Origin of the sequence: Denitrobaculum tricleocarpae, from assembly GCF_007004665.1 — a bacterium.
GTDB lineage: Bacteria > Pseudomonadota > Alphaproteobacteria > Kiloniellales > Kiloniellaceae > Denitrobaculum > Denitrobaculum tricleocarpae.
The window spans coordinates 263,644-278,346 of sequence record NZ_ML660055.1; the positions used below are offsets into that span (position 1 = coordinate 263,644).

Genomic DNA, 14,703 nt, shown 5'->3' on the forward strand with positions numbered 1-14,703 from the left:
AGCAAAGTTTGCGGTTGCGTGCAAGAGGCGGCACGCAAGCCACTGGATTACCCAGGCACCGAAAGAAACACGGATCTCCTAGAGCAGATCCGGTTTAGATGGAATCGCCTTGGGCGATCCGTCGTACCGGTGAGTCTGCTCTAACTGTTTGATGTAGAGCGGGTTCACATGTTTTAGCGAAAACACAGAGTGTTTCCGTTAAAACATGACGCGCTCTAGCGCTGCACCGCGCTGGTGATAACCGGCGCGGTTTTGCCGTCGTTCGCGGGAGGCGGCAGCACCGCGTCCGGGGCGCCGCCCGTGGCTTCCGACGCGTCGTGCTCCAGGGCAAGATACGTGGCTTCCACATGGGGCGGGTTCTGCCAGCGCAGGCTGTCGAAAGTGGCGCAGGCGCCGCAGTGCGGGTCCCACTGGGTGGCAACCGCGCCACAGGAGTTGCAGACCCAGGCGGTGTCGGGGGCAGCTTCGCTGGCGCGCTGCAGCCACTGGCGGGCGGCATCGCCGTCGCCGTGTTCTTCCTGCTCCAGGCGCGCCATCAGGCGGCACAGACGCCGTCCGGGCAGTGCGCTGATATCGGCGGACTCGGGATGCTCCAAACTGCTGCTGGCCGCCTCCATGGCCTGGTTCAGCTTCGCTCGGGCCTCGCCCCAAAGGCGTGCATCGAGGGAAATCTCTGCAACGATAAGCCGGCTCTCGATGTGGTCGGCACGGGCCGCCACGTATTTCTCCAGACGCGAGACCCGCTGGACTTCGGTGTCTTCCGGCCAGAGCTCCAGATATGCCCGGGCCAGATCGGGATGGGGTGACACGGGCCAGGCTCTCTCCAGGTTTTTGACCGCTTCGCGTCGCCGGTTCGCGTCCATGGCGGCCCGCGCGAGCAACAGGGTCGCGGGCACCAGATCCGGCGCCAGGGAGTGGGCGTCACGGGCCCAGGTCAGGGCATTTTGGATTTCACCGGCCTGATGGGCGGCCCGCGCCCGGGTCAGCTGGATCACGGCGCGTTTGCGGGTCGCCTCGGCTTCGGGCATGGCCTTGTGCTTCGCCGCCTGGCGCAAAGCCTGCTCCGCGCTCTCCAGATCCCCGGTTTCCTCGCTCAGTTCGAAGAGATTGGTCAGAACCCACTCGGACCTCGGTTTCATGGCGTGCGCCTTGCGGGTGTATTCCAGCGCCGCCTGGGTGTCGCCGCTGCGCTGCGCCTGCATCAGCAGGCCGCGCAGACCGAAAAAGCGGGTCTCCTCGTTCTCCAGCATGGCCTCGAAGTAGCGCCGCGCGGCGGTATCGTCGCCATTGAGTTGGGCGGCCTGGGCCGACAGCAGCATGGTCAGGGGCGGCTCCTCCAGAAGCGCGTCCGCCTTGCGGGAGAGCTTGTTGGCCAGCTCGCTCTCGCCCGCGGCGACCGCGACCATACCCTGGGTCAGCGCCTGATAACCCTTCCGCCGCCTGCGTTCCCGCCGGGCCGCGCCGAAACCGCCGGGCGCGTTCAGAATGAAGCGCCAGATCAGGTAGCCGACCACGGAAATGACGATGGCCAAGAACACGACAACCACCAAAAAGGCCGCGTTGTTGAAGTCAACCTGATAGCCCATCCACTGCATGGAGAACTGGCCGGGGTTCTGGGCGAACCAGACAAAAATGCCAACGACGATGGCGATCTTGAGAAAGAGGAGAAGGGCTCTGATCATGACATCAACCACCCAGCCCGATCATGGTCGCCGCCCTGGTCGCCAGAAGGCTCAAAGCCTTTTGCGCTTCCAGGCGCGCCTCCGCTTCCTGCCGCCAGGCGGCGGCACCCTCGGCGGCCGATCCGCTCAGGGCATCGAGTTCCGCGACGGCACCCGCCAAATCACCTGCCTCAAGCTTGACCTCGGCCCGCGCCAGCACGGCCCCGGCATCATCCCCCTCGACCAGACCGACCGGGCGGATGGTCACCGCCTCCGAGACTTTGCGCACGGTCTTGGCGATCCAGTCGTCCTCTTCCCCGCCACGGGCCGCGGCCACGACGCTCCCGGCCATCTGATCGAAGGAGACTCTCAGGCCCGGCAAAGCGGCGACCCCGGAAGCCGCACGTTCGGACAGAGGCGCCAACGCCGCTTTCAGCTCGGCATCCTCCGCCGCAAGTCCATCGACCAGCGCCAGTTCCGTCTCGAAGGCGCCGGACCCGCTCAAAGCTTCGCGCAACTGCAGGAGCGCCAGGAACATGGCGGCATCGCCCGCATCTTCGGAGGGGCCGGTGGGAATGGTCTCGCTCAAGGCGGCCAGTTCGGCCGACAAGCGGGACTCCAGTGCCGGAAGCGCTGCAACCCCCTGCTCCGCCGCGTCGAGGCGGCTGTCGAGTTCGCTTAAGCGTTCCGCCGGATCTTCGAGGCCGGTCACGGTCTGTTCGATCTCATCGAGGCGGGCCGTAAGCTCGGCAAGACGGGTATCGTCCGGCTGCGCCGCCGTCTGACCAGACGCGCCGGGATCAGCGGCACTGCCGGCGCCGGATTCGATCTCTCCGGCAAGCTGCTCGACCTGCGCCTTCAATGCCGCCAGTTCCTGCTGATCCAGCACCGAACCGGGTGATGCGGCTGTATCGCCATCTGATTGACCGTCGGCGGCGATCACGACCCCGCCGGCCAAGAGTTGCTCAAGCGTTCCGTCCAGGGCATCGATCCGCTGATTGGCATCCGCAATCGCCTGGTCGACCGCGGCCAAATCTGGTGAGGCGGTGTTGGGCGGAGCGGCGTCGAGTGCGGATTGCATCTGGCCTTCCAGGTCCGCCAGCTTGTTCTCGAGCGCCGCAATCCGCGCCGCCGTCTCCTCGGCAGCAGCGCCGGAACCCGACGCTTCGCCACCGGCCATCATCGGCAGAGTCTCCACCAGAGGCAGCCAATGCCCCCGCGTGTAAACCGCACCGGCCAGGATCAGCGCCAGGACGACGACACCCATGAGGAAACCGCTGAAACCACCGCCGGATTTTCCTGCCGGGGCAGCCGGCTCGGCAGATACTTTTGAATCGCCAACTTTCGAATCGGGGACTTTCGAATCAGATGGACTCGCTGCCGCGCCCTTCGGCTCCGCAGCTTTCGCGTCTTTCACTTTGACGTCAGTTGTTTTGGCCTCTTGCGGTTTCGACCCACCCGCCGCCGGAATTGCGGTCTTGGGTGCGGAGTCTTTCGCTTGAGCGTCCTTCGCTGGAGTATCTTCGAATGGAGCGCCGAAGGCAGCGGGTGGAGGCGCCGCGGACGCAGGCGATGCGGCGCCGGTCGGTTTGGAGTCGGCCGATTTGGGGCTGGCCGGTCCGGTACCTGTCGCTTCAGGTCCTGTCGCTTTGGGAGCTTTATCGTCTTTTTTCACGTCCTGATCCTTCGGCCCGCCTGCACCTGGAACAGCCGCCGTACCTGCTGGTGAAGTAATGCCCGCCCCCTGAGGTGACGCCGTTTTGGCTGTTTGGTTCCGCGTCATGTGATCGCTGGACGACAAAACCGCCGGGTCCAGCGCGATGTTATGGGCCTTGGCCGCGCTCAGAATCTCTCCGTGCCGCGCTGTCGGGATCGAATCCCGCTCTTTCCAGCCTTGCACCGTGCTGACCGCAACCTTGAGCTTGCCCGCCATGGGGCGCAGGCCACCGAAGGCCTCTATGATCTGGGCTACGGGCTGCGCGCCTTTGGCTGCGCTTTCGCTCTGACTCGGTGAACTGCCGCCCGAGGATTTGTTTTTATCTGACATTTTCTTTCCCGAAGGCTGACCTTCACACGATGAGATGAACTGTACTCTCTGCGCCCTTATTCATGGCCGAACTCATGGTCCCAGGCCGGATTCATGGTTCCAGAAGCGCCACCACCTCGGCCTGAGTCGGCCGCGCCGCGACCGCCACCGCTTTCCAGCGCAATGAAGCCATCTCGTCCCTCACCGCCGCGGACAAACAGACCGCAATTGCTGCCTCAAGGTAGTCCCCCAGACCCGCCGCACCCGCCAGCCTAACAAAGCTCTTGGCGGTTCGTGGAGAGAAAAACGTCACGGCATCGATTTCTCCGTCTTTGAACGCGGCCTGCGTTTCCTCCGAAAGAGCCTCTAAAGCGCGGGTTTCATAGAGAACCGCGCGCCGAAAAGCGAAGCCAGCAGCCTCCAGGCCGCCCTTCAGATCCCCGGCGACTTTGCTACCTGCAGCATGAAACAGACCACCCTGGGTTGGATCGACCTGCCGGCGCACGAGAGCAACCAGGTCCGTGACGTCACCCTCCGCACTCTCGACGGACGTAAAACCGCACTGCACCGCCGTCCGGGCCGAGGCATCGCCGACCGCGAAAACCCGAAGCTCCAGGTCTTTGGGCTTACGCGGGGCGAAGGCGGCGCAAAAGGCCCTGACCCCGTTGGCGCTGGTAAAGAGCAGAGCCTGGATCCCGGTCAGATCGATCTGACCGGCAGCCTCTTCGAGGTTGACGACTTCAAACAGCGGCTCGATCAGGACTTCATGTCCACGCTCGGCCAGGACTTCGGCGAAGCGCTCGGCGTCAGGCCGGGGTCTTGTCACCAGCACACGCAAGAGCTTGTCTCCCTCCCGGCCCTCAAAGCTTCAATGCCAAACCTGATATCAGTGCGACGTCAGAGACTGAAGCGCTTCCGGCCCCATCTCGGCACGCAGTTCCTGCCCGAGATCCTTTCCAAGTTCAGCAGCGTACCCCGCCGAACCTTCCCGCGCACCGCGCCAGACCCGGCTGCCATCCGGCATGGCGACCAGCGCCCGCAGTTTCAGCAATCCCGGTGTCTCATCGAGCTCTGCCAGCGCTGCGATGGGCGTCCGGCAGGAACCATCGAGCACTTCCAGGCAGGCCCGCTCCGCAGCGACCCGCACGGCGGAAGCCGCATCATCGATCGCCGAGAGATATCCGCGGGTCGTCGAATCATCCGAGCGGATTTCCAGACCCACAGCCCCCTGGGCCACCGCCGGCAGCATCTCGTCCGTTTCCAGGATCGAAGTGATCCGCCCGGCTTCCCCCAAGCGCCGCAGACCGGCAACCGCCAGCAAGGTGGCATCGACCTCGCCTTCGGCCAGTTTGCGCAGGCGCGTCTGCACGTTACCGCGGAAGGTCACCACCGTCAGATCGGGTCGGGCCAGCAGAATCTGAGCCTGACGGCGCAGGCTGGCTGAACCGACCACCGCCCCCTCCGGCAATCCGGAAAGTCTGTCAGCCTTGAGCGAAAAAAAGGCGTCCCTGGGGTCTTCACGGGGCAGAATGGTGGAGATCTCCAGGCCGTCCGGCAGCCAGGTCGGCACGTCTTTCATGGAGTGCACCGCCGCATCGATAGAGCCGTCGAGCAGCGCTTCCTCGATCTCCTTGGTGAAAAGGCCCTTGCCGCCGATTTCCGAGAGCGCGCGGTCCAGGATCTTGTCACCGGTGGTCTTAATGATGACGATCTCGATCGCGTTTTCGGCCGCCAGATCGCCGTGCGCCTCGGCGAGGCGGCGCTTGACCTCATGCGCCTGCGCCAGCGCAAGTGGGCTGCCCCGGGTCCCGAGGCGGAGAATGGCGGATTGGGTCATGAGGTGCCTGCAACGAGAATTTAGATCTTATGGCCCGAACCTAACGCTCCGGCGGGCGCGGCGCCAGATTCTTAAATGCCGCAGCCTCAAATCCCTAACGTCAAATCCCCGGGGCAAACCGGGAAATCCTCATTCAAAGCTGGAAATTGCTGCCGATTTGAGTCACGACCCTTTCCACAAGAAGCAAAAGTTCGCACCGAAATCAGACTCTGGCGGTGGTGCGCCCGGCGACGAAAGTTTAATCTCCACAGCTATGATTGTATTGGGACTCGAAACCAGCTGCGACGAGACCGCAGCCGCCGTGGTCACGGACGACCGGCAAATCCTGGCGAACAAGGTGTTGTCGCAACTCGACGAGCACCGGCCTTTCGGCGGTGTCGTGCCTGAAATCGCGGCGCGCAGCCATCTGGATCACATCGGCGATCTGGTCGAGCAGGCCATGGCCGAGGCCGGTCTGGATTTCGTGGAGCTGGACGGCGTGGCGGCGACCGGCGGACCCGGCCTGATCGGCGGCGTCTTTGTCGGCGTCATGACCGCCAAGGCCATCGCGGCAGCTCATAAGATCCCCTTTCTTGCGGTAAATCATCTTGAGGGCCACGCCCTGACGGCGCGCCTGACCGAGGGCGACGCGGCAGCCTTTCCCTATCTGCTGCTGCTGGTCTCCGGCGGCCACTGTCAGTTGCTCGCGGTCGAGGGGGTCGGACACTACATCCGGCTCGGCGGCACCGTCGACGACGCGGTCGGCGAGGCCTTCGACAAAACCGCCAAAATGCTCGGCCTGCCCTACCCCGGCGGCCCGGCGCTGGAACGCGCGGCGCAGAGCGGCAACGACCGGGCCGTCGATCTGCCGCGTCCCCTGCGCGGACGGCCCGGCTGCGATTTCTCCTTCTCAGGTCTCAAGACCGCCGTGCGCCACCGCATCGAAGAGATGCTCGGCAGCCAGAAGGATCTGAGCGACGCGCAGGTGGCGGATCTGGCCGCGAGTTTCCAGCGCGCGGTCGGTGATGTTCTGGCGGATCGCTGCGCCCACGCAATGGATCAATTCAAGCAGACTTACGGGCGGCCCGGCCCCCTGGTCGTGGCCGGCGGAGTCGCCGCCAATCAGGCTTTGCGGGCCCGCCTCACTGAACTGACCGCGGAGCGGGGCACAGAGTTGCTGGCACCGCCCGTCTCACTCTGCACCGACAATGCAGCCATGATCGCCTGGGCGGGCATGGAGCGTCTGCAGCTCGGCCTGACCGATCCCCTCGATTTCGCGCCGCGGCCGCGCTGGCCGCTCGATCAGTTGAAAGGTGTGGCCTAGTGTCCGACTCAGCCTTTTCAAAACCCGCCGACATGAAGGCCGAGATGAACGGCCTGTTCCCCACGCCGATCCTGACCGGCCTGCTGCCCGGCGCCGAAGAAGTGAACCGCAGCCTTAAGCAGATCATCCTGGAAAAGGAACGCACCAGCGCTTCGACCCAGCACAGCAATCTCGGCGGCTGGCAATCGACCTGGGACTTTCCGGAGTGGGGCGGCGACGCCCTGCACTACATGCTGGAATCGGCCAAGAAGCTGGCCAACCGGGTCACCACCCGGCGCGATGGGAAGCCGGTCTCCATCGACTGGAAAGTGACCTGCTGGGCCAATGTAAACCGCTCCGGCCAGGGCAACGAGTTCCATACCCATCCGGGCGCCTTCTGGTCCGGCAGTTATTATGTCGAGGACGGCGGCATCGGGCAGGACCCCTCGCTCGGCGGTGAGTTCGAGATCCAGGATCCGCGCGGCGCGGCTCCGGTCATGTACGCACCGGAGCTGAGTATCGGCGGTGCGGCAGGCGCCTCCATGGGCGCTGCCGAGAGCCTCTCGCCGCGCGCCGGCATGCTGATCATGTTCCCAAGCTGGCTGCAACACGGCGTGCGGCCCTACGGGGGCGAGCGGGAGCGCATCTCCATCGCCTTTAACCTGCGACTGTGAGCCAGTGACAAAAATTCCAATGGCACAAAGACTATGATTGAACGGATTGGCATTCTGGGCGCGGGCGCCTGGGGCACGGCCTTGGCGGCTGCGGTCACCACGGCGGGCAGGCAGGCGTTGCTCTGGACTCGCAACGCGGAGCTTGCACAGGAGATCAACGAAGATCACAGCAATTCTGTCTACCTGCCGCGCGCACGCCTGGATCCCTCGATCCGCGCAACATCGGACACCGCCGACTTGAGCGGAAGCGATGCCCTTCTGCTGGTGGTTCCCGCGCAGCATCTGCGGGGTATCGCCGGCGGCCTCGATGCCATTCTGCCCGAAGACACCCCCCTCGTGCTCTGCTGCAAGGGCATCGAGCGCAACAGCGGCAAGCTCATGACCGAAGTCGCGGCGGAGGCGCTGCCGGGGCGGCCGCTGGCGGTTCTCTCCGGTCCGACCTTTGCGGCGGAGGTGGCTTCCGGTCTGCCCACCGCCGTCACCCTGGCCAGTGAGGATTCCGGTCTGGCCGCGGCTTTGGCCGAGTCTCTGGGCAACCGGAGTTTCCGGCCCTATCTCTCCAACGATCCGACCGGCGCCGAAGTCGGCGGCGCGGTCAAGAACGTGATCGCCATTGCCTGCGGCATCGTGCAGGGCCGGGCGCTGGGTGACAACGCCCGGGCCGCGCTCATCACCCGGGGTCTGGCGGAGATCGTGCGCCTGGGATTGGCCAAAGGCGGTCGTTCTGAAACGCTCATGGGCTTGTCGGGCTTCGGTGATCTGACCCTGACCTGCACCGCCGTGCAGTCGCGTAACTACGCGCTTGGTTTGGCGCTGGGCGAAGGCGCGGATTTCGAGGACCTGATGTCCGTGCGCCTGACCGTCGCCGAAGGTGTCGAATCCGCCGCAGCCGTGACCACACTTGCGAAAACGCTGGGCATCGAGATGCCGATCAGCAAAGCGGTCAACGCGATCCTGCATCAGGGCGCCGACATCGACGCGGTGATCGGCAGCCTGCTGGCCCGGCCTTTCACCTCAGAGTGATTTCACCTGCCACCGGTCAGGACATAAAAGCCTTCAAGACATGAAAGATATCCACAGTGTCCAGGGAGCAAGGAAACGCCATGTATTACGTTATCAGCTGCGTCGATAAAGCCGGCCATGCCCATGTGCGCGCCGAAAACCGCCCGGCCCACGTCGACTACCTGAAAGCCAACATCGATCACATCGTCATGGCGGGCCCGACCACCAGCGAGGACGGCGAAGCCATGACCGGCTCGGTCCTGATTATGGAGTACGACTCACTGGCCGATGCGCAGGCCTTTGCCGACGGCGATCCCTACAAGGCGGCCGAACTCTTCGAAAGCGTCACCATCCGGCCCTGGAAGAAAGTGCTGCCGGCGTAGCTTTTTTGCGCGCGGTGCCGGCCCTCTCCCCCTCCCGGCCACCCACATGATAATTCCGATGAGTGGCCGGGAGGGGGAGAGGGCTGGTGCCGGATTCACTAAACTAAACCAAACCCTTACCCGTTCCCGCCCGCGAGTTTCTGTGAGGCGGGGTGGGCACGCAGGCGTGCCATGGCCCAGACCCCGAGAAAGGGTCCGATGGCGAGCGGCAGGAAGGCGTAACGCCAGCCCAGCGCTTCGACGGCGTAGGGCATGAGGTGGATGGTGATCAGGGTCAGCGTGAAACCGATCGAAGTCTGCAGCGTCAGCATGGTGCCGACCCTTCCCGGGTCGCTCAGTTCCGCCACAGACGCCGAAAACTGAGCGGAGTCCGCGATCACGGAAAGGCCCCAGATCATACAGATCAAGGTGACCAGCCAAGGGTCGGCGCCGAAGAAAAAACCCACGACCGCCGCACAGCTGCCTGAGACCGCCATGGCGATCATGGTCAGGCTGGTCCGGCCGATCCGGTCCGCGAAGTAGCCGCCGGCCAGACAGCCCAGCGCCCCGATGCCGACCGTCGCGAAGGTGGCGAACTTGGCTGATGAAACCGCGGCTTCGGGTGCCATCTGCTGGGCAAAGCTGGCAGCGAGAAACACGCCGACCCAGGCCCACATGGCATAGAGCTCCCACATGTGCCCCAGATAGCCGAGGTTGGCCAAACGCAGCGGTTTGTCTTTCCAGGCCCAAAGGATATCGCCGGGATGAAACTTCGGGGCAGGACGGCTGTTCGGTCCGACAGCGACGAAGTTGACCGCCAGGGCGGCGGCCACAGCCGCGAGTGACGAGGCGATGATGGTCACGCGCCAGTCCAAACCGCCCAGGGCGTTGAAAAGATGCGGCGAGGCCGAGCCCAGGGTCAATGCGCCGACAAAAAGACCGACCACCAGTCCCATATCGCCCTTCGCCCAGGTCGAGGCCAGGCGCATCCCGACCGGATAGAGACCGGCCATGCAGAGACCGGTGATGAAACGCAGAAGAGGTACGGCGGGACCCTCTATCTCGACAATCAGAATACCGGCGTTTGCGATAGCCGCGATCAGACCGGCCACCATGAAAAACCGCCGGGAGTCGATCCGGTCGGCCAGCCCCAGCATCGCCGAGATCAGGCTGCCCACCACGAAGCCGACCTGGACCGCGCTGGTGAAAAGCGACTGGGTAAAGCTGCTCAGTTCATAATCGGCACTGAGGGACGGCACGACGGCGGAAGCGGAAAACCACAGAGACATGGCGGCCACTTCGCACAGGGACAGCAACGTGAGCGAGGCCCACTTGGAGGAAAACAAAACCGGAAGGACTCCCGCCCTGAAATGAAACAGCCGAACCCGCAGGGGAGCACGCCCGCGGCGGGGCGGTCAAGCTGGCCCCAGGCTGCTCGCGCTCTTGTGTTGTCGAGGAGCCGGGTTGAGGACACATGAATTACAGTGGTTCCAAACCCACCGCAAAGCAGGTAGCCTTGAGTTGAAATCTGTGACGTGACGAGAGGACGAAGATGGCCCATTGGCTCATGAAATCCGAACCCGGCACCTGGTCCTGGGAGGACCATGTCAAAGCGGGCAGCGCGGAATGGGACGGCGTGCGGAACTATCAGGCCGCCAACAACATGAAAGCCATGAAGATCGGCGATCTGGTCTTCTTCTATCACTCGGTCAACGAAAAACAGGTCGTCGGCATCGCGGAGGTGGTCAAGGAGTACTATCCCGACCCGACCGATGCCTCCGGGCGTTTCGGCATGGTCGACATCAAGGCGATCCGGCCCATGGTAAAGCCGGTGACCCTGGCGGATATCAAGGCGGAACCCAAGCTGTCGGAGCTGGCGCTGGTCCGTCAGTCGCGCCTTTCCGTCTTGCCGGTCAAACCGGCCGAATGGAAAATCATCTGCGCCATGGGCGACACGGATCCCTGATCGGGACGTGGGTCTTCTCAAGGGCCGAGAGGCCCGGCGCTTGTCGCGGCGCCGGAAAGCGATAATAATTTCAAACGGGCAAACCGGCTGATCGACTTCGGCTGGTGGCATCGTCATCAAGAACAAACCGGTCTTAAGGCCGGCCTATTGGAGGGAGCGCAGGCTATGACTGAAGGCGCGGTCTACGAGGTATCGGAGAGCACGGCCTCCGCTGCCTGGATTGATGAATCAGGTTACTTTTCACTCTATGAACAGTCCGTTTCGAACCCAGAGGCCTTCTGGGGCGAGCAAGGCAAACGGATCGAATGGTTCAAGCCCTACAGCGAAGTGAAGGACGTCGCCTACGGTCCGGGCGATGTGCATATCCGCTGGTACGGGGACGGCACCACCAACGTGGCGCACAACTGCATCGACCGGCACCTGGCCGAGAAGCGCGACACCACCGCGATCATCTGGGAAGGCGACGATCCGGCGGACAGCAAGCACATCACCTATGGCGAGCTGCATGAGCAGGTCTGCCGCCTGGGCAACGCGCTGAAAGCCCGCGGGGTCAAGAAAGGCGATCGCGTCACCATCTACATGCCGATGATCCCCGAGGCCGCCTATGCCATGCTGGCCTGCGCGCGCATCGGCGCGATCCACTCCGTGGTCTTCGGCGGCTTCTCCCCCGACGCTCTCGCCGGACGGGTTCAAGACTGTGCCAGCACCTGCGTCATCACCGCCGACGAGGGCCTGCGCGGCGGACGTAAAGTGCCGCTGAAAGCCAACACCGATAAGGCACTCGAGAGCTGCTCGGATGTGGACACGGTCGTGGTGGTCAAGCGCACCGGCGGCGACGTCGGCTGGAAAGACGGCCGGGACGTCTGGTACCACGAAGCCTGCGCGGACGTTTCCGCCGACTGTCCGGCGGAGGAGATGAATGCGGAGGATCCGCTCTTCATCCTCTACACCTCGGGCTCGACCGGTAAGCCCAAGGGCGTTCTGCACACCACCGGCGGCTATCTGGTCTATGCCGCCATGACCCACCACTATGTCTTCGACTATCACCCGGGCGAGGTCTACTGGTGCACCGCCGATGTGGGCTGGGTGACCGGGCACAGCTATATCGTCTACGGTCCCCTGGCCAACGGCGCGACCACCCTGATGTTCGAGGGCGTGCCGAACTATCCGGACGCCTCGCGCTTCTGGCAGGTCTGCGACAAGCACAAGGTGGACATCTTCTACACCGCCCCGACCGCGATCCGCGCGCTGATGCGCGAAGGCGAGGACCCGGTGAAGTCGACCAGCCGTTCCAGCCTGCGTCTGCTGGGCTCCGTGGGCGAACCGATCAACCCGGAGGCCTGGGAGTGGTATCACAAGGTGGTCGGCGATGAGCGCTGCCCGATCGTCGACACCTGGTGGCAGACCGAAACCGGCGGCATCCTGATCACCCCCCTGCCCGGCGCCACACCCCTGAAACCCGGCTCTGCCACCCGGCCCTTCTTCGGCATCAAGCCGGTGCTGGTGGATGCGGACGGCGCGGTTCTGGAGGGGGCCACCGAGGGCAACCTCTGCATCGCGGATTCCTGGCCCGGTCAGATGCGCACGGTCTACGGCGATCACGAACGCTTTATCCAGACCTACTTCTCGAGCTATCCGGGCAAATACTTCACCGGCGACGGCTGCCGGCGGGACGGCGACGGTTACTACTGGATCACCGGGCGGGTGGATGACGTGATCAACGTCTCGGGCCACCGCATGGGCACGGCAGAGGTGGAATCCGCGCTCGTCGCCCATCCCAAGGTCGCGGAATCCGCCGTGGTCGGCTATCCCCACGACATCAAGGGCCAGGGTATCTACGCCTATGTCACGCTGATCGCGGGCGAAGCCCCCAGCGAGGAGCTGCGCAAGGAACTGGTCGGCTGGGTCCGCAAGGAGATCGGGCCGATCGCCTCGCCGGATCTGATTCAGTGGGCCCCCGGCCTGCCCAAGACCCGCTCGGGCAAGATCATGCGCCGCATCCTGCGTAAGATCGCCGAGGACGATTTCTCCAACCTGGGCGATACCTCGACCCTCGCCGACCCCGGCGTGGTCAACGACCTGATCGATAACAGGATGAACAAAGCGGGCTGATAAAGCGCAAGTTTAGTCAGACTCTAAAGGAGCCCGGATCGCGCAGGATTCGGGCTTCTTCGCGTCGCCTTGATTTACTCTCAACGCGACAGGACGCCCGCCAGTTTTCGCACCGCCAAGCGGATCTCGTCTTCCGGCACCGCCGCGTAGCCCAGCATCAGACCCTGCCGCTCCGCTGCGCCGTCGTAGTATCCGGAAAGCGGTGACACCGAGAGGCCGGCCGCCGCCGCGCGGTCGGTGGCTTCCTGATCGCTCATACGCCGGGCCAAAGCGGCGGAAAAGTACGCCACGATATGCAGCCCCGCCTCATCCGGCTGCGCTTCCAGCAGGCCCGCAAGTTCCCGCCCGATTTCCTCCAGCAGCACGGACTGGCGTGCCGCATAGAGCACGCGCATACGGCGGACATGGGCGGCGAAGTGCCCTTCCGCGATAAAGGCCGCCAGCGCCGGTTGGGTGATGGCGGTGGGGTGATCGTCCAGGGTGCCGCGGGCCCGGCCCATGGGCTCGATCAGATCTTCCGGCACCACCAGGTAACCCAGGCGAAGGCTGGGAAACATGACCTTGGAAAAACTGCCCAGATAAACCACCCGACCGTTATCGGCTTCGTCCAGGCTTTGCAGTGCAGACAGCGGCCGGCCCGCGTAGCGGTACTCGCTGTCGTAATCGTCCTCCAGAATCCAGGCGTCCGCTTCCCGTGCCCAGGCCAGCAACTCCAGACGGCGCGCCAGGCTCATGGTCACCCCTAGCGGATACTGATGTGAAGGCGCCACGATGGCCATGCGCGCGTCCGGTGCACGTTCGCGTCCGGCCGCCACGGAAATGCCCTCGGCATCCACGGGCAGCGGCACGGCCTCGGCTCCCGCCGCGAAGAGCGGGCCGCGCAAACCGCTGTATCCGGGATTTTCGAACCAGACCGGATCGCCCGGATCGAGCAGCGTGCGGGCCACCAGGTCCAATCCCTGTTGCGCACCGGAAGTGATCAGAATCTGCCGCCAGTCGCAGATCAGCCCGCGCGCCGAGCGCAGATAGTCGGCGATGGCCCGGCGCAGGGGCTCGTAGCCGGCAGGGTCACCGTGCCGCTTCAGGCTCTCCGGCGGGCGGCGCCAGACCCGGCCCAGCAAACGGGCCCAGACATCGAAGGGAAAGAGGTCCAGTTCCGGCAGACCCGGCGCAAAGGCGCGGGTGGCGATACGGCGGCCCCGGGGGAAAGCGGCCAAGACCTCACCCCGCTTGGAGAGTCCTCGTCGGCGGGACCGTGTCCGCGCGGATGGCCCCACGTCTTCGCGCGGCGCGGGTCCGCGCCGCTGCGACCCCGAGAGCGACAACAGCTCCTCCGGCAAGACATGCGAGATATAGGTGCCGGACCCCACCTGCCCGGCCAGATAACCCTCGGACAGCAGCTGATCGAAGGCGGTTACCGCCGTATTGCGGGAGCAGCCGAGTTCGCTCGCCAGGGTCCGCGAGGACGGCAGGCGGGCACCGGGCGGCAGATGTCCGGCCAGGACCGCTTCGCGGATCTGGTCATAAAGCTGCCGGTGCAACGGCACCTTGGAAGTCCGGTCCAGGTCCAGCGCCAGCAGCGGTGTCGAGAGGCGGCGATCCGCCATGATCTTCAGTTCCAATGCAAATGGTCTCTTTGGTTAGCAAGAATAAGGTTTTTCTGCAAAGCCATTAAGCGCATAGCTGGCCCGCGTTCCAGAGAGAGCGGGGCAAGACTGAAAGCCGCAGGAAAGCTGCAGTTGTCTCCTGACAATTTTAGCCGGGCCAAGCGCGCCGTGACC

General features: G+C 64.5%; 12 protein-coding genes. 6 read left to right on the forward strand and 6 right to left on the reverse strand.

The genetic code is table 11. From position 1 onward, the window contains the following. Positions 1–215: 215 nt before the first annotated feature. From FKG95_RS13565 to hemC, 4 genes are all read right to left on the reverse strand, one after another. Complete coding sequence (locus FKG95_RS13565) at positions 216–1,682, reverse strand: heme biosynthesis protein HemY (RefSeq protein WP_142896910.1); 1,467 nt, start codon at positions 1,680–1,682, stop codon at positions 216–218. Positions 1,683–1,686: 4 nt separating this feature from the next. Beyond that, positions 1,687–3,708: a COG4223 family protein gene (locus FKG95_RS13570; protein WP_142896911.1), complete on the reverse strand. Its 2,022-nt coding sequence runs from the start codon at positions 3,706–3,708 to the stop codon at positions 1,687–1,689. 91 nt (positions 3,709–3,799) lie between these two features. Next, positions 3,800–4,519, reverse strand: coding sequence for a uroporphyrinogen-III synthase (locus FKG95_RS13575; protein WP_246116767.1), 720 nt, complete (start codon positions 4,517–4,519; stop codon positions 3,800–3,802). A gap of 54 nt (positions 4,520–4,573) precedes the next feature. Then, a complete protein-coding gene (hemC, locus tag FKG95_RS13580; protein WP_142896913.1) occupies positions 4,574–5,524 on the reverse strand; it encodes a hydroxymethylbilane synthase in 951 nt (316 codons plus the stop codon). 253 nt (positions 5,525–5,777) lie between these two features. Between hemC and tsaD the strand changes: the two genes are divergently transcribed. The 4 genes from tsaD to FKG95_RS13600 all read left to right on the forward strand — a co-directional run bounded on the left by tsaD (position 5,778) and on the right by FKG95_RS13600 (position 8,865). Next, a complete protein-coding gene (gene tsaD, locus FKG95_RS13585; RefSeq protein ID WP_142896914.1) occupies positions 5,778–6,827 on the forward strand; it encodes a tRNA (adenosine(37)-N6)-threonylcarbamoyltransferase complex transferase subunit TsaD in 1,050 nt (349 codons plus the stop codon). Beyond that, the gene (locus FKG95_RS13590) at positions 6,827–7,480 is read left to right on the forward strand and encodes a TIGR02466 family protein (protein WP_142896915.1); all 654 of its coding nucleotides are present in this window, start codon (positions 6,827–6,829) and stop codon (positions 7,478–7,480) included. The genes tsaD and FKG95_RS13590 overlap by 1 nt, the downstream gene beginning before the upstream one ends. Positions 7,481–7,513: 33 nt before the next feature. Beyond that, on the forward strand, positions 7,514–8,503 hold the full coding sequence (locus FKG95_RS13595) for an NAD(P)H-dependent glycerol-3-phosphate dehydrogenase (protein WP_142896916.1): 990 nt from the start codon (positions 7,514–7,516) through the stop codon (positions 8,501–8,503). 80 nt (positions 8,504–8,583) lie between these two features. Next, complete coding sequence (locus FKG95_RS13600) at positions 8,584–8,865, forward strand: YciI family protein (RefSeq protein ID WP_142896917.1); 282 nt, start codon at positions 8,584–8,586, stop codon at positions 8,863–8,865. A gap of 116 nt (positions 8,866–8,981) precedes the next feature. Here FKG95_RS13600 and FKG95_RS13605 read toward each other — a convergent pair whose 3' ends face one another. Further along, positions 8,982–10,190, reverse strand: coding sequence for an MFS transporter (locus FKG95_RS13605; RefSeq protein ID WP_246116768.1), 1,209 nt, complete (start codon positions 10,188–10,190; stop codon positions 8,982–8,984). A 206-nt stretch (positions 10,191–10,396) separates the two neighbouring features. Between FKG95_RS13605 and FKG95_RS13610 the strand changes: the two genes are divergently transcribed. Further along, entirely contained in the window at positions 10,397–10,810 is a 414-nt protein-coding gene (locus FKG95_RS13610) for an EVE domain-containing protein (protein ID WP_142896918.1), read from the forward strand. Between the two features lie 165 nt (positions 10,811–10,975). Further along, the gene (acs, locus tag FKG95_RS13615; RefSeq protein WP_142896919.1) at positions 10,976–12,922 is read left to right on the forward strand and encodes an acetate--CoA ligase; all 1,947 of its coding nucleotides are present in this window, start codon (positions 10,976–10,978) and stop codon (positions 12,920–12,922) included. Between the two features lie 80 nt (positions 12,923–13,002). Here the strand turns inward: acs and pdxR are convergent, their stop codons facing one another. After that, entirely contained in the window at positions 13,003–14,544 is a 1,542-nt protein-coding gene (pdxR, locus tag FKG95_RS13620) for a MocR-like pyridoxine biosynthesis transcription factor PdxR (protein ID WP_246116769.1), read from the reverse strand. Positions 14,545–14,703 lie beyond the last annotated feature (159 nt).

Excerpts from the sequence above, each read along its gene's own strand:
- FKG95_RS13595 (WP_142896916.1), top strand. The coding sequence starts at position 7,514 with ATGATTGAACGGATTGGCATTCTGGGCGCGGGCGCCTGGGGCACGGCC.
- hemC (WP_142896913.1), bottom strand. The coding sequence starts at position 5,524 with ATGACCCAATCCGCCATTCTCCGCCTCGGGACCCGGGGCAGCCCACTT.
- acs (WP_142896919.1), top strand. The coding sequence starts at position 10,976 with ATGACTGAAGGCGCGGTCTACGAGGTATCGGAGAGCACGGCCTCCGCT.
- tsaD (WP_142896914.1), top strand. The coding sequence starts at position 5,778 with ATGATTGTATTGGGACTCGAAACCAGCTGCGACGAGACCGCAGCCGCC.
- FKG95_RS13610 (WP_142896918.1), top strand. The coding sequence starts at position 10,397 with ATGGCCCATTGGCTCATGAAATCCGAACCCGGCACCTGGTCCTGGGAG.
- FKG95_RS13565 (WP_142896910.1), bottom strand. The coding sequence starts at position 1,682 with ATGATCAGAGCCCTTCTCCTCTTTCTCAAGATCGCCATCGTCGTTGGC.
- FKG95_RS13600 (WP_142896917.1), top strand. The coding sequence starts at position 8,584 with ATGTATTACGTTATCAGCTGCGTCGATAAAGCCGGCCATGCCCATGTG.
- FKG95_RS13570 (WP_142896911.1), bottom strand. The coding sequence starts at position 3,708 with ATGTCAGATAAAAACAAATCCTCGGGCGGCAGTTCACCGAGTCAGAGC.